Below are 21,616 nucleotides of genomic sequence, written 5' to 3'. Positions count from 1 at the left end.
GGGCAGGGCCGGCGCGTGAAGGCGAACCGGCCGGTCGCACGAGATCGCCGAGTGGACGGTAATGGGGTGGCAACCGGCTTCCGGCGCCCCTATCCTGAGTGAGCATCGAGCGGGGCCGACGGCCGCGCTGTCAGTCGTGTGAGGAACATGAGGAACGGGAGGTGTGACCGATGACTGTCGCCGAGAAGGGTGCTGTTCGCAGCGACCAGACGTTCGTTCACTCCACCTCCGCGGTCTCCGGCTGACCACTTCTTCCGCTTCGCGTACGCGAGCACTGCCGGGGCCGTCCCTGTGAAGGGTTTCCCTTGCATTTCTCCACCTCCACCTCCACGTCCTCCTCCGCCTCGACTTCTTCTTCCACTCCTTCCTCTGCTTCGGCTGCGCCGTTGTCGCTTGCCGCGTACGGCTGGGACGCCGACCGGGAAGCCGAGTTCGCTCCGTATGCCCAGCAGGGCCTGCTGCCCGGCCGCGTCGTGCGGGTCGACCGTGGGCTGTGCGATGTCGTCACCGCGGCGGGTATCGTGCGCGCCGACACCGAGTTCGTCGTTCCCCGTGACCCGCTGAAGGTCGTCTGCACGGGCGACTGGGTCGCCGTCGACCCCGAGGACGTCGACCCGCGGTACGTACAGACACTTCTGACGCGCCGTACCGCCTTCGTGCGCTCCACCTCCTCCAAGCGGTCCGAGGGACAGATCCTCGCCGCCAACGTCGACCACGCCGTCGTCGCGATGTCCCTGGCCGTCGAACTCGACCTCGGTCGCATCGAGCGGTTCCTGGCGCTGGCCTGGGAGTCCGGCGCCCAGCCCGTCGTCGTGCTCACCAAGGCCGACCTGGTGCCCGATCCGGTCGCGCTGTCGTACCTCGTCGACGACGTCGAGGGGAGCGCGCCCGGCGTGCCCGTGCTCACCGTCTGCGCGCGTGACGGCGACGGCCACGGCGTCGAGGAACTCGCCGCGCTCCTCGGGCGGGGCACGTCCGTACTGCTCGGGGCGTCCGGCGCGGGCAAGTCGACGCTCGCGAACGCGCTCGTCGGCGAAGACGTGATGGGCGTCCAGGCCACCCGCGACATGGACGGCAAGGGGCGGCACACCACCACCACCCGCAATCTGCTGCCGCTGCCCGGCGGGGGCGTCCTGATCGACACACCCGGACTGCGCGGCGTCGGCCTCTGGGACGCCGGCGCCGGGGTCGGACAGGTCTTCTCGGAGATCGAGGAGTTCGCCAGAAACTGCCGGTTCCACGACTGCGCGCACGAGTCCGAGCCGGGATGCGCGGTGCGGGCGGCGGTCGAGGACGGGGAGCTGCCGACGCGCCGGCTGGAGAGCTACCACAAGCTCGTCCGGGAGAACCAGTGGATCGTCGCCAAGTCCGACGCCCGCTTGCGTGCCGACGTCCGCCATGACTGGAAGCGCAAGCAGGCCGCCGGCCGGGCCGCCGGGGAGGCGAAGCGGGGGCGCGGGCCGTGGCGACCCGCTCCTCCGCGGTAACGCCGCTTCTCTGCTCCGGTAATGCTTGCCAGTTCCGGTAACGCTTGCCGGACCCGGCCGACGCGTCCCTGTTCCGGTGACGCGTGCGGGGTCCGGCGAGGCGTGCCAGTTTCGGCAACGCTTGCTGGGTCTTGATTGGCGCGCGCCTGTTTCGGTAACGCTTGCCGTTCCCGGGCAACACGCGCCTGGGCCAGAAACCGCTTCCCGTTCCCGGAAACACGCGTTGCGAGCCGAGTCCGGCCCGCAGCGACGAGAGCCCATGCCTTGCTCCCACTCCTGCTCCGGTAACGCTTGCTGGTCCCGGTCAACGCGTGCCTGTTTTGGAAACCGCTTCCCCGCCTCGGAAACGCGTGCGTGGGGGTTGTAACGCTTGCCCGTCCGGTAACGGCCCTGCCGGGCCGGCAAGTCGTTTCCGGTTCAGCGTCACGTCCGATTTCCGCTAGCACAGGCCCTCCCGGGCACGAAGACTGGAGTCCATGACGGACCAGGACACGCGTTACGAGGCGGTCCGCAGCAGGGACGCCCGGTTCGACGGCGAGTTCTTCTTCGCCGTCGAGACCACCGGTATCTACTGCCGGCCCAGCTGCCCCGCCGTGACGCCGAAACGCCACAACGTGCGTTTCTTCGCGACGGCCGCCGCCGCGCAGGGCTCGGGTTTCCGGGCCTGCCGACGGTGCCGTCCGGACGCCGTGCCGGGATCGGCCGACTGGAACGCGCGTGCCGATGTCGTCGGCCGGGCCATGAGCCTGATCGGTGACGGCATCGTCGACCGGGAGGGCGTCACCGGGCTCGCCGTACGGCTCGGCTACAGCGCCCGCCAGGTGCAGCGGCAGCTCACCGCCGAGCTCGGCGCGGGCCCGGTCGCCCTCGCCCGGGCGCAACGCGCGCACACCGCGCGGGTCCTGCTCCAGACGACGGGCCTGCCGGTCACGGAGATCGCCTTCGCGGCCGGGTTCGCCAGCGTGCGCCAGTTCAACGACACCGTCCGGACCGTGTACGCGACGACCCCGACCGAGCTGCGGGCCGCCGTACGTGCGACCCGACGCACCGCCACCCCGTCCGCCGGGATCCCGCTGCGGCTCGCCCACCGGGGCCCGTATCACGCGGGCGCCGTGTTCGACCTGCTGCGACGGGAGGCCGTGGCCGGGGTGGAGGAGGTGAGCGGGCCGCCCGGCGGGCGTACCTACCGTCGGACGCTGCGGCTGCCGTACGGCACCGGGATCGTCGCCGTGGACGAGCGGGCGGGGGACCCGGGCCGGGCGTCGGCCGTCCATCCCGGTGGCTGGCTCGACGCGCGGCTGCATCTGACCGACCCGCGCGACCTCACCACCGCCGTCCAGCGGCTGCGGAGGCTGTTCGACCTCGACTCCGACCCGTACGCCGTCGACGAGCGGCTCGGCGCCGATCCGCGGCTCGCGCCGCTGGTCGCCGCCCGGCCAGGGCTGCGTGCGCCCGGGGCCGCCGATCCGGAGGAGTACGCGGTGCGGGCGGTCGTGGGGCGGGCGGCGGCGGAACGGCTCGTTCGCGCCTACGGCAAGGCCCTCGACGCACCCTGTGGGGCCCTCACCCACCTCTTCCCCGAGCCGGCCGCCCTGGCGCAGGCCGCGTCCGAGTCCGGGTCCGGGTCCGGGTCTGGGGCTGGGGCCGCGTCCCCGTTCGCGTCCCCGTTCGGGCCCGGGCCCGGGTCCGGGGCCGAGCCCCCGTTCGAGCCCGGGTCCGCGTCGGGGTCCGGGGCCGAGCCCGCGTCCGCGTCCGCCTCCGGGTCCGTGTTCGGCGGTCCGCTGGGGGCCCTGGCCGCCGCCCTCGCCGACGGCACCGTACGGCTGGACCCGGGTGTCGACCGGGACGACGCCCAGGCGGCGCTGCTCGCGGTGCCCGGGCTGGACGCCCGTACCATCGCGGAGATCCGTGCCCGTGCCCTCGGCGACCCCGACGTCGCGCCGCCCGGCCCGGACGTCCCCGACACCTGGCGCCCCTGGCGCACCTACGCCCTGCACCATCTGCGCGCCGCGGAGGAACGATGACCGACCTGACGTACTGGACCAGCGTGCCGAGCCCGCTCGGCCCCCTGCTGCTCACCGCCGACGCCGGCGCCACGCTGACCTCTGTCTCCGTGCCCGGGCAGAAGGGCGGGCGGACCGTCCAGGACGGCTGGCTGCGCGACCCCGGGCCCTTCCGCGCCGCCACGGAGCAGCTCGCCGCCTACTTCGCCGCCGAGCTGAAGGAGTTCCGGCTGCCGCTGCGCAGCGACGGCACCGAGTTCCGTGAGCGCGTGTGGGCCGCCCTCGACTCCGTGCCCTACGGGGCGACCACGACCTACGGTGAGATCGCCGCCCGTGTCGGCGCCTCGCGGATGGCCGTACGGGCCGTCGGAGGGGCGATCGGGGCGAATCCGCTGCTGATCGTGCGCCCCTGTCACCGGGTGATCGGCGCCGACGGCTCACTGACGGGGTACGCGGGCGGGCTGGAGCGCAAGGTGCAGCTGCTCACGCTGGAGGGCTCGCTCCAGGAGCCGTTCCGGGCCTCCGTCTGATCGAGGGGCCGCAGCCGGGACGCGTCATACCTGCCGGGACACGTCATCCTTGCGGGGGCACGTCATCCCTGCCGGGACACGTCATCCCTGCCGGGACACGTCATCCTTGCGGGGTCACGTCATCCCCACAGCACCGTCCCCAGCCACGCCCCCATGATCAGCAGGCAGGTGAACAGCTCCGTGAGGACGCTGGAGCCGCCCGAGCGCATCGCCGTGCGCAGGGCGGCCCGGGCTTCGCCGGGACGGCCCAGGCGGAGACGCTCGGAGAGGTAGATGCCGCCCATGAAGCCGGGGATCGCGCCGATCACGGGGAGCAGGAAGAAGCCGAGGAACGCCCCGAGCCCCGCGTACACCGCCATCCGGGGGGTCGCGCCGCTCTCCCGCAGCCGACGGGGCGGCAGCGTCCAGCGCACCACCTGTGACAGGAACAGCGTCACCGTGGCGCCGACCAGTACGACCCAGGCGACCGGCTGCGGATCCTCCAGCGCCCACCACAGGACCGCGGCCCACACCAGCCACGACCCCGGCACGCCGGGCACCAGCACTCCGCACAGGCCGAGCAGAATGACCAGTCCGACCAGCAGGAGTTGCGACACTCCCATCTGCCCAGGGTGCCCGAGTCAGGGAGAAGGCGCAGGTCAAGGCGTACGGCCTCGGACCGATGACCTGCACGGTCAGTGCTCGCGGGCCACCCAGCCGCGTTCGTACGCGTGCCAGCCCAGTTGCAGCCGGGTCGTCACTCCCGTCAGCTCCATCAGCCTCTTCACCCGGCGCTGTACGGTCCGCAGCCCGAGGTCGAGTTGCTTGGCCGCGCTCGCGTCGGTCATCCCGGCCAGCAGCAGGGAAAGGATCTCCAGGTCGGTGGCGTCGGGACCGTCCTGGGCCCGCTCGACGACACCCGCCGCGCCGAGGCGCAGCGGCAGCGCCTCCCGCCACACCGACTCGAACAGGCCCGACAGCAGCTCCAGCAACCCGCTGGCGTGCACCACCAGCGCGGCGGGCTCCGCCGAGCGGCCGGTCAGCGGCACCAGGGCGAGCGAGCGGTCGGCGACGACCAGCTTCGTCGGCACCCGGTCCACCACCCGCACATGTTCGTCCCGGTTCAGCGCGGCGGTCAGCTCCGTCATGCCGTCCGGCTGGTCGAGCACGGCCCGCTCCAGTACGACGCGGTAGCGCACCCCGCGGGCGGTCGCCTGTTCCTCGGCGTCGTTCTCGCCACCGGTCACGGCGACCGGGGTACCGGTGACCAGCGCGCACACCTCCTCGCTCGCCCCGAGCTGGATCTGAAGGAAGCGCTGGGTGACGGCGGCGGCGCCCGTCACCACCTCGACCAGGTCGTGCACCGCCGGTTCGGCGGCGGCCGCCCGGTACTCCTCGGCGAGCAGGGCCGCCGCCAGCTCCGCCTTCTCCAGCTCGTGCCGCTGCTGGGTGAGCAGCGCGCCCAGCGCGACGCCCGGAGGCGCGGCGACCCAGCGACCGGGGCGACCCGAGGACTGCGCGGCGAGGCCGTGGCGCTCCAGCCGGCGCAGTGCGCGTTCGGTGTCGTGCTCACCGAGGGCCAGCCGACGCGCCAGGTCGGGCACGTCGGCGGCGCCCACGGACACCAGCGCCCGGTACGCCGACTCGTGCTTCTCGTCCAGCCCTATCGCTCCCAGCATCGGGGGTCTCTCTCCTTCTGACGTCCCGTGAGTGGTCTGACGTCCCGTGAGTGTTCTGACGTCCCATGAGTGGCGGGAAACTGCCACGGCGTAAACCCGCCGCCACACATCATCGCCGTACCGCCGGTCACTCTGCCAAGGTGTGGCCACGGCGGAAACACGTGATCATCCACTGAACATCCACAGCGGAGGTCCCCGAACGCCGTGCAGGCTCGGGCCGGTCGGCCACCACGCCACCGCCCGGAAACCTTCCAGAACGTGATCCGGCTCATGACGCGCAGGGGCGCATAGGGGATATGGGCCCGGGTCACCCATGTCGCCGGGCGGTTCTCCCGTGGGGGGTGGAACCGCCCGGCGACCTTTTTCGCACCATGCTGCGCACCGCCGTTCAGGACACCACTCGGCCCCCTGTTCGACACACGTGCGGTGGCGCATTTTCCGGATGCCCCGTTTCCAACGGGCCCCCGCGGTGGACAATTGGGGGCATGAGCCAGCAGGGGGGAAGGCCCACCGGTCACGAGGACGACTGGTGGGGGCAGTTGTACGACGACGCCACCGAGGACGCGGGGCCCGCGCGCACCGCGGACTCCCTGGACGACCGTTTCGCCTCGGCCGCAGGAGCGGTGCGCTCCGCGGGTACGGCGGACAGCGCGGGTAAGCCGGACGGCGCGGGTACGCCGGAGGGCGTCGGGGGCCCGGGCGGCCCGGCGGCCGCACGGCACCCCGAGGACACGGGCCGCACGGGCCACACGGGCCACAGAGAGGGCCACGTGGGCGGCGCGGACGCTCCTGGCGGTGCGGGCCCGGTGCCGGCACCCCGCGCCGAGCGGTCCGGTTCCGCCGGGCAGACCGACTGGTGGACCTCGTCGGCCGCGACCACGGCAGGGGCGCCACCCTCCCCGGACGCCACCGTTCCGCCGCCCCGGAGCCGTTCCGCCGCCGAGTCCGCCCCGCGGCGGGCAACCGGGCGGGCAACCGGGTGGGACACCCCCTGGAATACCGGGCCCGACCCCGAACAGGCTGGTGCTGGTGCCGGACGCGACCGTGACGAGCGTGACGGATGGAGCGACGCCGAGCGGGACGGCACCGGACGTACTGCCGAGCGGGACGTCGAGCGTGGCGCCGAGAGGGACGGCACCGGGCGCGACGCGGAGCGAGACGTGGCCGAGCGGGGCGCAGGCTTCGGGGCAGGTGCCGTGGAAACGGACCAGGGTGCCCGTCCGCCGGGGCGGCACCGCGCTCCGTGGGAGCCGCCGTCGGCCACGCCCGCCGATCCCACGAACTTCCCGCCCCGCCCGCTGCCACCGGGATTCGCCGAGCGGGCGCCCCACGATCCCGCTTCCCCCGCCGCCGCCTCGCCCGCCGTCTCCGCCGCAGCCGACGACGGCCTCGCGGCGACGGAGACGCCCCCCGGTGTCTCCGGACCCCCGCTGCCGTCGACCCCGCCCGCACGGTCGTCCACCGCGCCCGCGCCGCCGTCCACCCCGCCCGCACTGCCGACGGCCGCCCCCGCCGGGTCGGTGACCGCGACCGGGTCCGGGTCCGGGGAGGGCACCGCCTCCGTCTCGCCCGCCGCGCCTCCACCGCCGCCCGCGATGCCACCCGTTCCGGCCCACGCGCCGCCGCCCCCACGGGCCCCCACCACCTCGGCAGACGGCTCGGCGGCCCCCCTCTACGCCACCGACCCCGCGGCCGCCCCCGAACGCGAGCCGGACTCCGCACGCGCACCCGTCACCCCGGGCGCCTCCCCGCCGGACCATCCCCCCACCGTCCTCGGCTTTCCCGCCCTGCCGCCGTTGTCCACCTCCAAGGGCTACGTCGGTTCCGGGCCGCCCACCTACGACGCCGAGCCCACCGCTCTTCCGCCCGCGGACCCGGACGACCTCGCGGACCTGGTCGCCGACACCGTCCTGGACGGAGCCCGGTACGGGTCCTGGGCGCTGCGGGCCGCGTCGGTGCGGGGGGACTCCGCGCGATACCGGGGGGAGCCGCGCCGCGACTCGCTCCTCACAGCCCGCTTCGGCACGGGCGAGCAGGCGCTGATCCTCGTCGCGATGGCGACCGGCGCCCGGGCCACCCCGGGAGCGCATCGGGCGGCCGCCGAGGTGTGCCAGTGGATCGCGGGTGCCGTGGGCCGCAGTCACGTCCGGCTCGCCGAGGACATCAGGGCGGGCCGGCGCGGAGACCTGAAGTCGGGCCTGCACCGGCTCACCGACCGCAGCCTCGGCCGGCTCCGCGCCGGCGCCGCCGAACAGGGCCTTGAACCGGACGAGTACGCGGCCACGCTGCGTTGTCTGCTCCTGCCGGCCGACCCGGCCTGCCGTACGCGCGTCTTCTTCGGCGTCGGCGCCGGCGGACTGTTCCGGCTGCGCGGCGGTGTGTGGCGGGACATCGAACCGCAGGTGGGCGAGGTGGCGGGCGCGCCGGTGGTCGGCTTCGGCTCGCTGCCCGCCGAGACGCCCGAGGGCGACCGGCTCACCATGGACCTGGGCATCACCACACCGCCGAACCCCTACGACCCCGACCCGGAACCGCCCCGCGATCCCTTCCGTTTCCGCGCCTCCGTAGCCCGCCCGGGTGACACGCTCCTGATGTGCAGCGACGGTCTGGCCGAACCCCTGCGCGGGGAGCCGGAGCTGTCCGCGTACCTGACAGGACGCTGGTCGGGCCCCACCCCGCCCGGTCTCGCCGCCTTCCTCGCCGACACCCAGGTGAGGGTGAAGGGCTACGCCGACGACCGCACGGCGGCGGCCGTCTGGGAGGCGTAACCGGGTCGTCGCGGCCACTGTGGAGGGAGGGACCCGAGGAGAGCGAAGGGGTGCGTCGCGCCATGGCCAAGCAGAACGTCGCGGAACAGTTCGTGGACATCCTCGCCCGCGCGGGAGTGCGGCGGCTCTACGGTGTCGTGGGGGACAGCCTCAACCCCGTCGTGGACGCGGTGCGGCGCAACTCCGCCATCGACTGGATCCATGTCCGGCACGAGGAGACGGCCGCCTTCGCCGCCGGTGCGGAAGCCCAGATCACCGGGAAGCTCGCGGCCTGCGCGGGGTCCTGCGGACCCGGCAACCTCCATCTCATCAATGGCCTCTACGACGCCCACCGCTCCATGGCCCCCGTCCTGGCGCTCGCCTCGCACATCCCGTCCAGCGAAATCGGTCTCGGCTACTTTCAGGAAACCCACCCCGATCAGCTGTTCCGCGAGTGCAGCCACTACAGCGAGCTGATCTCCAGCCCGAAACAGATGCCCCGGTTGTTGCACACGGCCATCCAGAACGCGGTCGGGCGCGGTGGCGTCAGCGTCGTGTCGCTCCCCGGTGACATCGCCGACCAGACCGCCCCCGAGAAAGCCGTCGAAACCGCTCTCGTCACCGCCCGGCCCGCCGTCCGCCCCGGCGACGCCGAGATCGACGCGCTCGTCAGGATGATCGACGCGGCCGACAAGGTCACCCTGTTCTGCGGCAGCGGCACGGCCGGCGCGCACGCCGAGGTCATGGAGTTCGCCGGGAAGGTCAAGTCCCCGGTGGGGCATGCGCTGCGCGGCAAGGAACACATTCAGTACGACAATCCGTACGACGTCGGGATGAGCGGTCTCCTCGGCTACGGCGCGGCCTACGAGGCCACTCACGAGTGCGACCTGCTGATCCTGCTCGGAACCGATTTCCCCTACAGCGCCTTCCTCCCGGACGACGTGAAGATCGCCCAGGTCGACGTGCGCCCCGAGCACCTCGGCCGACGCTCGAAACTGGACCTAGCCGTGTGGGGCGACGTGCGGGAGACCCTGCGCTGTCTCATCCCGCGGGTGCGGGCCAAGGAGAACCGGCGGTTCCTCGACCGGATGCTGAAGAAGCACGCCGACGCGCTGGAGGGGGTGGTGAAGGCGTACACGCGGAAAGTAGAGAAACACGTTCCCATCCATCCCGAGTACGTTGCCGCCGTCCTCGACGAACTCGCCGACGAAGACGCCGTGTTCACCGTGGACACCGGTATGTGCAACGTCTGGGCCGCCCGCTATCTCACGCCCAACGGCCGTCGCCGTGTCATCGGGTCCTTCTCCCACGGCTCCATGGCGAACGCGCTGCCGATGGCGATCGGCGCCCAGTTCACCGACCGCCGCCGTCAGGTCGTGTCGATGTCCGGCGACGGCGGTTTCGCCATGCTGATGGGCGACTTCCTGACGCTGGTGCAGTACGACCTGCCGGTGAAGGTCGTCCTCTTCAACAACTCGTCACTGGGAATGGTCGAGTTGGAGATGCTGGTCGCCGGTCTGCCCTCGTACGGCACGACCAACAAGAACCCCGACTTCGCCGCCGTCGCCCGCGCCTGCGGCGCCCACGGTGTGCGCGTCGAGAAGCCCCGACAGCTGGCCGGCGCCCTGAAGGACGCCTTCCGGCACAAGGGTCCGGCCCTCGTCGACATCGTCACCGACCCCAACGCCCTGTCCATCCCGCCGAAGATCAGCGCCGAGATGGTAACCGGTTTCGCACTCTCCGCCTCGAAGATCGTTCTGGATGGAGGAGTGGGCCGGATGCTTCAGATGGCCCGTTCCAATCTCCGCAACATGCCACGGCCGTAGGCCGGTGGAAGGTGGACGGTGGACGGCGGCGTCTCGTCAGGGGTGTCAGTCGCCGGTCGGGACCCACTGGCGTTCACCGTTCTCGGAGCCGTACCAGTAGCGCGGCAGCCCCTTGATGCCGCTCGTGCGGAACGGGCGGCCGCGGTCGTCGATACGGGCCGTTCCGGTGCGTCCCTGGGACGACCAGTCCAGTTCGAGGTACCAGTCGCAGGCGCAGCTCTCGGTCCGGGCCGTGACCAGCAGCACCTCGGGGTCGGCGTTGGACACTCGGTAGGGCAGGCTCACCGCCGGGATCGGCGTGCCCGCGTCGTTGCCGGCGACCGAGTGCGCCACCGGACGGTCCTTGTCCAGGTCGACCGCGAAGTAGCGCTTGCTGAGCGAGCCGCCGCAGCCCTGGTCCATGGCGTACGCGGTGCCCGGCACGGGGGAGGCGCGACCGACGACCCGCACACGCAGCGCCGTCAGCACGACGGCCGTGGAACTGCGGCCCTGCACCGAGATCTCCACATTGGTCTCCCGCCCGTGCACCGCGCCCTGGGCGGTCGCCCACGGGCCGGCGTCCTGCTCCGCCGGGGGCGGCGGAACCTGCGCCGGCGGCTTGTCGATGACGTAGTCGTGACCGCAACCGAGCGCCCACACCTGCGAGTCGACGGTCCAGGCGAGCGGCACGCCCGACGCGGCTGCCGACACCTTGCCGCCGGCCGGGGAGGCGTCCGGCGAGGGAGAGGTCCTCGTGGGGCGGGCGGAGGCGGAGGCGGTGCCGGGTGCGGATGTTGTGGCCGGGCCGTCGCCGGTCGTCGGGGTGTGGGACGGGCCCGTCGTCCGGGGCCCGGCCGTGGCGGAACCGGAGGACGGGGCCACTTCGCCGGAGGCCGAGGGCCGGCCGCCGCCGGGCAGCGCGGACAGCGTTCCGAGGGTGGCGAGCAGCGCGCACGCGACACCGACGGCGACGGTGGGGCGCCGACGGCGGTACCAACGGCGGGGCGGTACCTGTTTCCCGTCCCGTCTCCGAGCCGGGGTGTCTGCCGTAGGCCGGCGGCGTCCTGTTTCTGCCGACGTTTCAGAGAGTTTCCCGGCCCCTGAGGTCGTCGCGGTTGCCGGTGTTTCCGGCGTCGTCCACGTTTCTGGCGTTACCGGCGTTACCGGTGGCCGTGCTGTTCCCGGTGTTGCCGACCGTAAGCGGCGCTCAGGTGTTTCCTGGGCTTCCCGTGCCTCCCGCGTTTCCCGCGTTTCCCGTGTTTCCAGGGTTTCTGAAGTCGTCGTGGTCCGGGCCCGTTGGCGGGCGGCCACCGCTCGCAGCCATCGCCGGTGCAGTTCGAGGCGTTCGTCCGGTGTCGCGCCGCAGAACTCCGCGAGCCGTTCGACCGGGGCGAAGTCCTGTGGAACCGCTTCCCCCGCGCAGTAGCGGTGCAGCGTCGAGGTGTTCATGCCCAGGCGGCGGGCGAGGGAGCCGTAGCTGCGCTCCGTGCGCCCCTTCAGTTCCGTCAGCAGCGTCGCGAACTCCGTCACATCGGCCACACCGTCGTCGGTCGACACCGCTCTCCCTGTGTTCGTCAGGCCCGGCGGGCATCCCAGGCACTCATATACCTGCACGTCAGATGGGATGGGATGGTTCCACCTCGGCCGATCGGGCGCTGACCGTTGCACCGGGGAGCCCGGACCGCCGATGCTCTTGGTGTCGCACCGACCAGGGCCGGACCGACCAACCGGCGTCGTGGTGACAACCCACGGCCATGCACTCACCAGTCATGTACTCACTCACGGGGGACACCCATGTCCAAGCGCACCCGAGCCGGCACGCTCACCGGGCTCACCGGGCTCACCGCACTCACGGCCGCGGGCCTCGCCCTCGGCACCGTACTCGCCGTACCGGCGGGCGCCGCCACGGTACGACCGCCCGGCTTCCTCTCGGCCGCCGACCTTCCGCCGCACCCCAGCTCGTCCTGGACGGCAGGCAAGGTCACCGCCGGCGCGTCACCGGACGTGGAGGTGGACCGCTGTCTCGGCATGGCGCTGGGCGGCGGCCGGGGCTCCTGGTACCGGGACTTCCGCACCGACCTCGACACGAGCGCCCGTCAGGTGAGCGTCGAGCTGTCGAGCGTCAGCGCGGCTAAGGGCCGGTTCTCGCGGGTCAACCAGGACATCAAGTCCTGCCCGGCGCGGATCGAGCAGGCCGACCCGGAGGTAGAGGCCAGGCTCAAGGACTACGGGAAGCTGAACGTGGAGGAGGGCGCCCACGTCTACGGCCTGCACACCGAGACCTCGTGGGGCGCGACCGACATCCGCCTCCTCTCCGTCGGACGCGACGGCACGACGGTGACCGTCGTGGACTGGGGCCAGTTGGGCGACTTCGGCGACGCCCCGGTGAAGGCCTTCAAGAAGACGACCGTCAAGGCCGTCAACAAGCTCCACTGACACACGACCACCGAGGAAGAACCGGGGCCGCCGCCCTCCCGCCACGGGGGTCGGGAGGGCCGGTGGCCCCGCACGACCACGCAACCACCAGTGGGGCCGGACCGGCCCCACCCACGAGACACACGGGGAACACGTACATGACCGGCAACAACAGCACGACCGGCGACATCGGCTCGACCGGCACGAGCAGCACGACCGGAAACGGCGCGCCTCGTTTCCGTGCCACCCGGCGCCGTACGGCACTGGCTGTCGGCCTCGCCCTGGCCCTCGGCCTCGGCGTGACGGCGCAGGCGTCCGCCGGCAGCCCGCGCAGCGTGAGCGGGAAGCCGTCCGACAACATCACGCGCATCGCCGACTTCTACGGCGCCTACATCGACGCGGTCAACGACGAGGGCGGCGGCAAGCTCGAGGACGAGCTCCGCAAGCACTACCTCACCCCCGCCTTCCAGAAGGAGCTGGCGGCCTGGGAGGACAAGAACCACGCCAACGGCGTCCTCCAGGCGCAGAACGTCCCGCTCGCGTGGAAGGTCACCGACAACGGGACGGCGAACTACACGGAGGCCGTCGTCACCCTCACCTGGGGAGACCAGACCACGAAGCTCATCGTCGACATGACCCGCGGGACCCAGAAGATCTTCCACATCGGCACGACGGGAGCCGAGGTCGGCTAGAGCACCAGCCGCCCCGCCGCCCTGCCGTTCTGCCGCCTCGCCGCCCTGCTGTCCCGCCGCCCTGCCGTCCCGCAGCGCGGCCGGACGGCGATACCGCTCGCATCGGGCCGACGAAGTGGCCGTTCGGGCGGGGCGGCGAGCATTCATCGCCGGGGCGCTCCTCGCGGCGGCACGTGCGTCAACGACTCGACCGCCGGTTCGGTCGTCGGTCGGCTCGATCGTCGGTCCACCCCACCGTTTTCCCCGCGGCGGCCGTTCGCGCACCAGCGGATTTCGGCCAACCTCGTCGGCCGTGCGAGGGCGCGTTCGGCTCGGCGGGGTGGTCCGGGGCGGCGGTCGACGGGGTGACGGCGGTACCTGCTGCCCCACCTCTTCTTCGCGTACGGCCAGGTCGGCAGGGGCGAATCGGCAGACAGACCGATCGTCGGCGGTCGGTCGGCCACCGGGGTGCGTAGGTTCGGAGGCGGGCGGGACGGTCGGATCGGCGGCCGTATCGCACCGGGGACACGCCGGCTCACTCCCGCTCGCGAGGGAGGCGACGATCAGGTTCCGTCACGCGGGCGCACGCCCCCCAAGAGCACCGCGGCGCCGCCGTACTGCGGCCCCTTCGCCCGGGAACCGGGCCGATCACCGCCCCGCCCGGACGATCCGCCCCCGTGTTCCCGTACGCACCCGGCAAAGCGGAACCGGACGCTCGACCAGGGCTTTCCTTCTAAGTGACGGCCGCGACGGGATCATGGACGGTGTGCACGGCCCGATCCTCCGGCGCCGGCTCGTCCCGCTCGTGCCGGGCCGCTGTCACCAGCGGCGCACGGGCCACGTACCGCGCGGGACGCACGAACCGTCCCGGCGCTCGCTGCGGACGCGCCCGAGCGAGGGGCGGACGCGACGTGGACGGCCTCTGCCCGACGGCCCGAACAGTGCTGTCGGGGGGTCACCCCCTTCCCGGGAGCGTCCTGGAGGCCCGCCCGAACATGGCCGAACACCCGGGCGTCGATGATTCGACATGACTGGCGACGTGTCGACCGGGCAAGGATCCCCGTGAACGTGTTCGAGCAGGAGGGGAACCCACATCGACACGCGGGCGGGGGTCATGGAGAGGCAGGCACGGGGAAGCGGTCCGACGGCGATCGCGGGCACCTCGGCGACGAGACAGGCGGGGGAGAACAGGGCCGAGGACGTGGCGGAGCAGGACCGGGCGTCGCAGCTCAGGCGCAGACTCGGGCGGGCGGACCTGCGGGCGGTGCCCGAGACGCGCCAAGCGCTCAGAGAGCTGTTGCGGGGCTGGGGAAGGCCGGGGCGGTCGGAGACGGCCGAACTGCTCACCAGCGAGCTCGTCACCAACGCTCTCGTGCACACCGACGACGACGCGGTCCTGACGGCCACCGTCTCACCGTCCGGCCTGCGGGTGGAGGTGCGGGACTCCGCGGCCCACCGCCCGAGGCCGAGGGTGCCGAGCGCCGACGAGGCCACACACGGCCGGGGTCTGGTCCTGGTGGAGTCCCTCGCGGACACATGGGGGGTAAGGGCGCAGGGCGGCGGCAAGGTCGTCTGGTTCGAGCTGGGCGCCGGAGCCGCGTGAGCGAAGGCCGACGGCGACCGGGCGTCGAGCAACGGGCGTCGTCGAGCAACGGTTGCTGAGCCACGGGAAGCGGGAAACGAGAAGCGAGAAACGGGAAGGGGGCGCGACCTCGGCGGTCGCGCCCCCTTCCCTGTGATAACTGATGATCCATCAGCCGAACTGCTGCTCCAGGTCCTTGAGCTTGCGCTCCAGGGAGTCGAGGCGCGGCAGGGCCATGGTGTCGTCCTCCGCGGTGAGGTCGACGGTGAGCGAGGAGTCAGAACCGTGGCGCACGGGCGTAAGGGAGTGTCGTGAGCGGACGGGCAGCTGCTCCGTCGAGTTGGCTATGGCAGGCTCCGCGGAGACCCGCTCGGCCGTGGCCGGCTCCAGGGCGGCCGGGGCCTCCACCTGACGGCCCCCACCGCCGCCACCGCGGCCGGGAAAGCGAGGGCCGTGGCCCCGGCTGATCGCCTTCAACTGTGCCCGCTCGACGCGGTGCTGCTCGCGGCGACGCAGCTTCGTCTCTTCCTTGCGGGCCTTGTCGTCACGGACCTCGTCGACGGCCTCGTCCAGGCTGCGCACGTTCTCGAGCAGCATGAGCGACCAGGCCTTGTAGGTCTCGCGGGGGGCACGTGCCCAGCGCACGACGCGGATCTGCGGCAGCGGACGGGGTACGAGACCCTGCTCGCGCAGCGCGGCCCGGCGGGTCTGCTTCAGGGCCCGGTCGAAGAGCACGGCCGCCGAGAGGGACATGCCGGAGAAGAACTGCGGTGCGCCGTCGTGACCGAGGCCCCTGGGCGCGTGCACCCAGTTGAACCAGGCCGCCGCGCCCGCGAACGTCCACACGAGTATCCGGGAGCCGAGTGCGGCGTCGCCGTGGCTGGCCTCGCGCACCGCGAGCACGGAGCAGAACATGGCAGCGCCGTCGAGGCCGAACGGGACCAGGTACTCCCAGCCGTTGGTGAGGCCGAGGTTCTGCTGGCCGAAGCCGACCAGGCCGTGGAAGGAGAGCGCGGCGGCGACGGCCGCGCAGCAGAACAGAAGAACGTAGGAGGCAGTGCCGTATATGGCCTCCTTGCGCCTGCGGCGCTCCTCGGTACGCTCCCACGAATCGTCCGCGCTCGCATTTGCCCCGGAGGAGCGCTTGCCGCGCGCGAGCACCGCCACCGCCGCCAGCATGCCCAGGAGCAGTACGGCGCCGGGAAGCAGCCAGTTCAGCGATATGTCGGTCAATCTCATCAGGGGTCCCTTGCATTGGGATAGGGCGTAACGCCCGCCATAGTGGCGCAATCCCGCCGTCCCTCAGGGGGTTTCGGGGCAAGAGGCCGCCAAGGAAGTGCAAGGGGATGCCCAGGGCGACGTTCTGCTCGAACTGCCGCTTGAGGGGCGGGAGTTGAGTTCGAATAAGACTACCCGTACGAGTGGTTCCGCGGAAAGTTCCCGGGGCAAGTGAGGAAATTGTGAATTGCCTGTAACCCTGGGGGGAGTCTCGTCCGGGTGATCCTACGGGACGTCCGACGGTGCCCGGCCCCGGGGGTGCGCCTGAGGCACCCTCAACTGACGGCGACCGCGGTGAGCTTGGTGACGCGGTCCGCGTCGCAGGTGCGCGGGCAGGTGGCGCAGGCGTCGTCGGGGCGCAGTGTGTAGAACATGCAGCAGCTCGCCCGGTCCCGGGTGGACAGGGTCGCGCCGTCCGGCCCGGTCAGATCACGGAAGGACGCCGAGCCGACGTAGGGCCGGGTGGCGCCCGGCAGGAGCAGCTCCAGTTCCCGTCGCGCCCGGTCCTTCTCGCCCTCGCCGAGCAGTTCGGCGACGTACCAGAGGCCCTCGACGATCTCGTCGGTCACCATGCCCCACAGGGCCCGGCCCCGGCGTCGCGCGGGCGGTCCGAACCCGGCGAGCACCGGCTCGTGGTGCTCGGCTATCGCCGCCCGCACCTCGGCCCGCAGCGCCTCCTCGTCCGGGACCACCCGGGCGCCGGGCAGCAGCGCCGCCGGATCACCGGGCAGGCAGGCGAAGGAGGTGGGCGGCCGGACGGCCATCCGCATGCCGTCGCCGGTGCGGTCGTACGAGACGTGCGTCACGGGGAGGCGGGGCACCCGGCGGTGCAGGAACCAGGGGACGGTGATCAGCAGGCAGGCGGGCCAGGAGTACCGGTGCAGTCCGAAGCTCGCCACGACGTCCGGGCGGGCGGGGTGCCCGTAGTCGCGGACGACCTGGGCGTCGTCCCAGGCGAGGAAGGCCTCCAGGGCTGCTCCGCCCGCCGCGAGGTCGGCCGCCGCGACCCAGCCGCCGCCCTGCGGAAACGGTTCCTGGTGACCCAGCTCCGTGACGGTCAGGTCCGGGAAGACCTCCGCGAGGCGGGCGTAGGCCTCCGCTGTGGCCGACGGGGCTGTGGGCATGCCGGGACCGCCGTTTCGAGAGCGATTAAAGGTAAGCCTAACCTTACTCAGTATCGTCGGGATTTGAACTGGCGGCCAGTACGCCTAAGGTGCTTGACGGACGAGTAACAACCCGCCGTAATGACCCCAAGTACCGACAAGGCCGGAGGAGGCCCCGTGGAGCAGGGTGCGCAGGGCTCCACCGGTACCGGGACCCCGGCCGTGCCGGGGGCCGAGGGCCGTGCCCGGGTGCCGGCGCAGTCACGGGGGTCCGCCGAGTACGGCGCGGGCGCGGACCGGGAGAGATGCGGCCCGACGGGCGCCGCGCGCGGCGAGCACACGCACAGCGAGACCCCTGTCCCGCGCCCCCGGCCGGTGGTGCAGCGCGCCTCGGTGCGCGGCCAGATCCTCGACGCCCTGCGCACCGCGCTCGTCGCCGGGGAACTGCTGCCGGGCGAGGTGTATTCGGCGCCGGTCCTCGGTGAACGCTTCGGGGTCTCCGCGACGCCGGTCCGCGAGGCGATGCAGCAGCTGGCGCTGGAGGGCGCCGTCGAGGTCGTCCCCAACCGGGGCTTCCGGGTGATCGTGCGGGGCAAGCGCGAGCTGGCCGAGCTGGCCGAGGTGCGTGCGCTGATAGAGGTTCCGGTGATGCTGCGGCTCGCCCGTACGGTGCCCGCCGAGCGCTGGGCGGAGCTGCGGCCGGTCGCCGAGGCGAGCGTGCGCGCGGCGGCCTCCGGCTGCCCGGCCACGTACGCGGAGGCCGACCGGGTCTTCCACCGGGCCGTGCTCGCCCTGGCGGGCAACGAACAACTGGTCGGCGTCGCCGAGGACTTGCACCGGCGCTCGCAGTGGCCGCTGGCCGGCGGGTCGGTGCGGCGCGGGCGGGCGGATCTCATGGCCGACGCGGCGGAGCACATGGCGCTGCTGGAAGCGTTGACGGCGGGGGAGCCGGACCGGGCACAGGCACTGGTGCGCGGTCACTTCGCAGGCACCCGCAGCTGACCCGACCGCGGCCCGGCAGCCGCGCAGGCGCCCCCGACCGCCGCTCGGCCGCGGCGGCGCCCCCGACTGCCGCTCGGCCGCGCCGACGCCCCCGCCCCCGACTGCCGCTCGGCCGCGGCGGCGTCCTCGACCGCCGACCGCCGTCCTGCCGCGGACGCGTTTCCGACCGCCGCTCGGCCGCGCCGACGCTCCCGCCCCCCGACCGCCGCTCGGCCGCGGAGGCGTTCCCGCCCCCCGACCGCCGTCCGGCCGCGCAGGCGCCTCCGAGCCCGGTTCCGCGCCGAAGAGGCGTCGCTCGGCCGGATCCTGAGACGTGTCACTCGCTCGAGGCCTGAGCCGCCTGGCTCGTCCGCACCCCGAGGGGCCTCGCCCGTTCAAGTCGTGCAGAGGCTCTGCCTGCTTGCGTCGTTTGCTTGCTCCGCCTGCTTGCTCGGCCTGTGCGACGAGACCTCGTCAGGCTGCGTCCTGGCGGGACCTCGCCGGCCCGAGCCGTTCAGGAACTCCGCCCGCTCGCACCCTGACGAGGTCTGAGCCGTCTCACTGGTCCGCACCCCGAGAGGCCCGCATTCCCGAGCCGTGCAGGGGCCGGGCCCGCCCGTTCGCACCCTGCCGCTCGCGTCCGGCCGGGTCTCGTTCTCAGACTCCGGACGGGCTGGGTGTCGGGGGTGGCGTCAACTGCCGTGCCAGCCAGGTCGGTACGCCGCCCAGCAGCCGGAACAGTCGGCGCGCCTCCTCCCGCAGCCGTGAGGCCTCCGGGTCGACCTCCGCGTCCGCCAGCGAGGCGAGGGCCGGGGCGGTTCCGACCAGGTAGCCCAACTCCTCCCGGATGCGCAGGGATTCGGCGAAGCCGTGCCGGGCCTCCGCCACCTCGCCGTCGCGCAGGGCGAGTCCGGCGAGGTGGCGCCAGGTGAAGGACAGCAGCAGGAGGTCGGAGTGGGCAGCGGCCGCCGTGTGGGCGCGCCGGTACGCGGCCCTCGCGGCCTGCGGGGAACGCGAGATGTTCTCCGCGAGCAGGCCCCGGCGGAAGTCCAGCAAGGCCCGTCCGGGCGCGTCCGGCGAGATCAGCGCCGCCGCCCGGCCGAGCGCGGCCCGTGCCTCGTCCACCCGGTCGCGCACACCGTGCAGCGTGGCCGCGTAAGCAAGTTGCCCTCGTTCACAAGCGGCCGCGCCGCGCTCCTCGTCGTCGTGGGCCAGCGCCTCCGCGGTGCGCAGCGCGTCCTCGGCGTCCTGCCAGCCCTGCTCGGTGTACAGGCACCGTTCCACGAGCAGCGCGGCCCGCTGGACCGAGCCCGCCGCGCTGTCGGGCGGGAGCAGAGCCGCCGCGTCCGTCCAGCAGGCGCGTGAGCGCAGCCGCCATACCGCGGTCTGGAGGGGATCGTCACCTGAGGTCGTTCCGGTACCAGACATGGCGGTGTACGCCACGTTGCCCTCCCCGAGCGCGCCGTCGAGCTTTGAGTGGTGGCCGCATCTCAGCACGGATCACAGGGCCGGGCCAAGGGGGCGGGTGAAGGATTTCACAAAGTCGTGGGACTCCGCGCCCCCATGGTTTCGACAGGTCGTCACCCAGGGGTGGTAACCGGTGTCCCTCAGGGATCAGCTCATCCGCAGCGCCAGGAAGAAATCCAGCTTGTCCTCGAGCCGTGAGAGGTCACGGCTCGTCAACTGCTCGATCCGCCCGACCCGGTAGCGCAGTGTGTTGACGTGCAGGTGGAGACGGGACGCGCAGCGGGTCCACGAACCGTCGCAGTCCAGGAACGCCTCCAGGGTCGGGATCAACTCGGCGCGGTGCCGCCGGTCGTATTCGCGCAGCGGGTCCAGGAGACGGGCGGTAAACGCTTTCCGCACATCGTCGGGGACGAACGGGAGCAGCAGCACGTGCGAGGCCAGTTCCTGGTGGCCCGCGGCGCATACCCGGCCGGGGCGGGCAGCGGCCACGCGCCGGGCGTGTCGTGCCTCCTCCAGGGCCCCGCGCAGCCCCTCCGCCGAGTGCACGGCCGCGCTGACGCCCAGGGTGAGCCGTCCGTCGCCGTCGAGGCCGGACGACAGCGGCTCCCGGACGGCGGCCAGCAGCGCGTCGGCGAGGACGCCGGTCTCGGAGCCGTCGTGCTCGGTCGACACCGCGGGCAGCGGAACCAGGGCGACGGCCTCGTCGCCGGTGTGGGCCACGGCGATACGGTCGGAGGGCTCGGGTCCGGTGGCGAGCGGGTCGACCAGGATCTCCTCCAGGAGCGACTGGGCGACCGGGCCGGCCTCCGGGCCGCCGTCGTCCCACTCGACCCGGGCCACGACCACCTGCCAGTGCGGGGCTGCCCCCAGCCCCGGCAGCAGCACCGGCGCGGCCACCCGCAGCCGGGCCGCGATCTCGGCCGGGGCCGCGCCCGTCTGGACCAGCTCCAGCACCTCCTGCGCGAGACGCCTGCGCACCGAGCGCGCGGCGTCCCGGCGGTCCCGTTCGACGGCGATCAGCTGCGTGACGCCCTGGAGCAGGTCGAGGCGCTCGTCCGCCCAGTCCCCGGCGTCCGCCTCGACGGCCAGCAGCCAGTCGGACAGGACGCTCTCGCGGACGTCCCGCGATGCCTGGGAGGCCTGCGATGCCTGCGAGGCGCGCGGGGCCTGCGGAGCGCGGCCGCCACCGCTGCGGATCGGGAACAGCGAGTACGTCGTCTGGCCCATGAGCACCCGGTGCGGTCCGCGCCGCCCGGTGCGGACGGCTGCCAGGTGCTCCGCCGCCAGCTTCGCGCACGTGTCGGGCGGCAGCCCCGGCCCGGCCACCTTGGATCCCGCGATGAGCCGCCCGGTGGGGGACAGGACCCAGGCCCGCAGGTCCAGGTCGGAGCCGAGCAGGTCCAGGACCACGTCCGGGCCGCCGCCCGCCGGACCCGAGGTCATCATGCGGCGGTGCCGGTCCACGACGGCCGCGAGGTCCCCGGCGCGCTCGCCGGACACCTGCCGCACGACGTGCTCGGTGATCGTCGCGAAGGCCACCGACTCGTGCACCGCGAACAGCGGGAGACGGTGCCGCGCGCAGGCCGCGGTCAGGTCCTGGGGAACGTCGCCCAGCTCCGCCTCGCCGGCCGCGAGCGCGGCCACCCCCGCCTGCACCAGGATCCGGACGAACGGCTCGGAGTCCGCCGCGTCCCGGCGCCACGCCAGGCCCGTCAGCACCAGCTCGCCCCCGGAGAGGTAGCGGCTGGGGTCCCGCAGGTCGGTGGTCATGACACCCCGTACCGTGCGGTCCAGCTCGTCCTCGCCGCCGAGGAGCCTGAGGCCCAGCGCATCGGTGTCCAGCAGTGCGCGCAGCCGCATCTCGTCGCCGCCGTTCTTTGTCTCGAAAA

16 protein-coding genes are annotated in these 21,616 nt (G+C 73.0%); 9 read left to right on the top strand and 7 right to left on the bottom strand.

Features of this window, described 5'->3' with window-relative positions; genetic code table 11:
• Window positions 1–386 precede the first annotated feature (386 nt).
• The 3 genes from rsgA to ABT070_RS13405 all read left to right on the top strand — a co-directional run bounded on the left by rsgA (window position 387) and on the right by ABT070_RS13405 (window position 4,020).
• Entirely contained in the window at window positions 387–1,487 is a 1,101-nt protein-coding gene (gene rsgA / locus ABT070_RS13415) for a ribosome small subunit-dependent GTPase A (protein ID WP_351758978.1), read from the top strand.
• 476 nt (window positions 1,488–1,963) lie between these two features.
• A complete protein-coding gene (locus ABT070_RS13410) occupies window positions 1,964–3,511 on the top strand; it encodes an AlkA N-terminal domain-containing protein (protein ID WP_351758975.1) in 1,548 nt (515 codons plus the stop codon).
• The gene (locus ABT070_RS13405; protein WP_351758972.1) at window positions 3,508–4,020 is read left to right on the top strand and encodes a methylated-DNA--[protein]-cysteine S-methyltransferase; all 513 of its coding nucleotides are present in this window, start codon (window positions 3,508–3,510) and stop codon (window positions 4,018–4,020) included. Before ABT070_RS13410 ends, ABT070_RS13405 begins: the two co-directional genes overlap by 4 nt.
• 119 nt (window positions 4,021–4,139) lie before the next feature.
• Here ABT070_RS13405 and ABT070_RS13400 read toward each other — a convergent pair whose 3' ends face one another.
• Window positions 4,140–4,622, bottom strand: a complete 483-nt coding sequence (locus ABT070_RS13400; RefSeq protein WP_351758969.1) for a DUF456 domain-containing protein — start codon at window positions 4,620–4,622, stop codon at window positions 4,140–4,142.
• A gap of 72 nt (window positions 4,623–4,694) precedes the next feature.
• A complete protein-coding gene (locus tag ABT070_RS13395; RefSeq protein ID WP_351758966.1) occupies window positions 4,695–5,678 on the bottom strand; it encodes a helix-turn-helix domain-containing protein in 984 nt (327 codons plus the stop codon).
• A gap of 485 nt (window positions 5,679–6,163) precedes the next feature.
• Between ABT070_RS13395 and ABT070_RS13390 the strand changes: the two genes are divergently transcribed.
• Together ABT070_RS13390 and ABT070_RS13385 are read left to right on the top strand one after the other, a co-directional pair.
• Window positions 6,164–8,446, top strand: coding sequence for a protein phosphatase 2C domain-containing protein (locus tag ABT070_RS13390; RefSeq protein ID WP_351758963.1), 2,283 nt, complete (start codon window positions 6,164–6,166; stop codon window positions 8,444–8,446).
• A gap of 62 nt (window positions 8,447–8,508) precedes the next feature.
• On the top strand, window positions 8,509–10,251 hold the full coding sequence (locus ABT070_RS13385) for a pyruvate dehydrogenase (RefSeq protein ID WP_351758961.1): 1,743 nt from the start codon (window positions 8,509–8,511) through the stop codon (window positions 10,249–10,251).
• 45 nt (window positions 10,252–10,296) lie between these two features.
• Here ABT070_RS13385 and ABT070_RS13380 read toward each other — a convergent pair whose 3' ends face one another.
• Complete coding sequence (locus ABT070_RS13380; RefSeq protein WP_351758958.1) at window positions 10,297–11,787, bottom strand: helix-turn-helix domain-containing protein; 1,491 nt, start codon at window positions 11,785–11,787, stop codon at window positions 10,297–10,299.
• 237 nt (window positions 11,788–12,024) lie between these two features.
• Between ABT070_RS13380 and ABT070_RS13375 the strand changes: the two genes are divergently transcribed.
• The 3 genes from ABT070_RS13375 to ABT070_RS13365 all read left to right on the top strand — a co-directional run bounded on the left by ABT070_RS13375 (window position 12,025) and on the right by ABT070_RS13365 (window position 14,919).
• The gene (locus ABT070_RS13375) at window positions 12,025–12,666 is read left to right on the top strand and encodes a hypothetical protein (RefSeq protein WP_351758955.1); all 642 of its coding nucleotides are present in this window, start codon (window positions 12,025–12,027) and stop codon (window positions 12,664–12,666) included.
• 137 nt (window positions 12,667–12,803) lie between these two features.
• Window positions 12,804–13,337, top strand: a complete 534-nt coding sequence (locus ABT070_RS13370) for a hypothetical protein (protein ID WP_351758952.1) — start codon at window positions 12,804–12,806, stop codon at window positions 13,335–13,337.
• Window positions 13,338–14,430: 1,093 nt separating this feature from the next.
• Window positions 14,431–14,919, top strand: coding sequence for an ATP-binding protein (locus ABT070_RS13365; protein ID WP_351758949.1), 489 nt, complete (start codon window positions 14,431–14,433; stop codon window positions 14,917–14,919).
• Between the two features lie 150 nt (window positions 14,920–15,069).
• Here ABT070_RS13365 and ABT070_RS13360 read toward each other — a convergent pair whose 3' ends face one another.
• A complete protein-coding gene (locus ABT070_RS13360) occupies window positions 15,070–16,137 on the bottom strand; it encodes a DUF2637 domain-containing protein (protein ID WP_351758946.1) in 1,068 nt (355 codons plus the stop codon).
• Window positions 16,138–16,451: 314 nt separating this feature from the next.
• The gene (locus ABT070_RS13355; protein ID WP_351758943.1) at window positions 16,452–17,300 is read right to left on the bottom strand and encodes a (2Fe-2S)-binding protein; all 849 of its coding nucleotides are present in this window, start codon (window positions 17,298–17,300) and stop codon (window positions 16,452–16,454) included.
• Between the two features lie 156 nt (window positions 17,301–17,456).
• On the opposite strand from ABT070_RS13355, the gene ABT070_RS13350 reads away from it, so the two are divergent.
• Window positions 17,457–18,281 (top strand): GntR family transcriptional regulator, encoded by an 825-nt coding sequence (locus ABT070_RS13350; RefSeq protein WP_351758942.1) that lies wholly within the window; start codon window positions 17,457–17,459, stop codon window positions 18,279–18,281.
• 636 nt (window positions 18,282–18,917) lie between these two features.
• Here the strand turns inward: ABT070_RS13350 and ABT070_RS13345 are convergent.
• Window positions 18,918–19,703 (bottom strand): hypothetical protein, encoded by a 786-nt coding sequence (locus tag ABT070_RS13345; protein WP_351758939.1) that lies wholly within the window; start codon window positions 19,701–19,703, stop codon window positions 18,918–18,920.
• Between the two features lie 171 nt (window positions 19,704–19,874).
• Complete coding sequence (locus ABT070_RS13340) at window positions 19,875–21,587, bottom strand: PucR family transcriptional regulator (RefSeq protein WP_351758936.1); 1,713 nt, start codon at window positions 21,585–21,587, stop codon at window positions 19,875–19,877.
• Window positions 21,588–21,616 lie beyond the last annotated feature (29 nt).

This window comes from Streptomyces sp. NPDC002884 (genome assembly GCF_040295245.1).
Lineage (GTDB): Bacteria > Actinomycetota > Actinomycetes > Streptomycetales > Streptomycetaceae > Streptomyces.
This window is presented reverse-complemented; position numbering and strand designations above follow the sequence as displayed.

Excerpts from the sequence above, each read along its gene's own strand:
- ABT070_RS13410 (WP_351758975.1), top strand. The coding sequence starts at position 1,964 with ATGACGGACCAGGACACGCGTTACGAGGCGGTCCGCAGCAGGGACGCC.
- ABT070_RS13405 (WP_351758972.1), top strand. The coding sequence starts at position 3,508 with ATGACCGACCTGACGTACTGGACCAGCGTGCCGAGCCCGCTCGGCCCC.
- ABT070_RS13400 (WP_351758969.1), bottom strand. The coding sequence starts at position 4,622 with ATGGGAGTGTCGCAACTCCTGCTGGTCGGACTGGTCATTCTGCTCGGC.
- ABT070_RS13395 (WP_351758966.1), bottom strand. The coding sequence starts at position 5,678 with ATGCTGGGAGCGATAGGGCTGGACGAGAAGCACGAGTCGGCGTACCGG.
- ABT070_RS13390 (WP_351758963.1), top strand. The coding sequence starts at position 6,164 with ATGAGCCAGCAGGGGGGAAGGCCCACCGGTCACGAGGACGACTGGTGG.
- ABT070_RS13385 (WP_351758961.1), top strand. The coding sequence starts at position 8,509 with ATGGCCAAGCAGAACGTCGCGGAACAGTTCGTGGACATCCTCGCCCGC.
- ABT070_RS13375 (WP_351758955.1), top strand. The coding sequence starts at position 12,025 with ATGTCCAAGCGCACCCGAGCCGGCACGCTCACCGGGCTCACCGGGCTC.
- ABT070_RS13370 (WP_351758952.1), top strand. The coding sequence starts at position 12,804 with ATGACCGGCAACAACAGCACGACCGGCGACATCGGCTCGACCGGCACG.
- ABT070_RS13365 (WP_351758949.1), top strand. The coding sequence starts at position 14,431 with ATGGAGAGGCAGGCACGGGGAAGCGGTCCGACGGCGATCGCGGGCACC.
- ABT070_RS13360 (WP_351758946.1), bottom strand. The coding sequence starts at position 16,137 with ATGAGATTGACCGACATATCGCTGAACTGGCTGCTTCCCGGCGCCGTA.
- ABT070_RS13355 (WP_351758943.1), bottom strand. The coding sequence starts at position 17,300 with ATGCCCACAGCCCCGTCGGCCACAGCGGAGGCCTACGCCCGCCTCGCG.
- ABT070_RS13340 (WP_351758936.1), bottom strand. The coding sequence starts at position 21,587 with ATGCGGCTGCGCGCACTGCTGGACACCGATGCGCTGGGCCTCAGGCTC.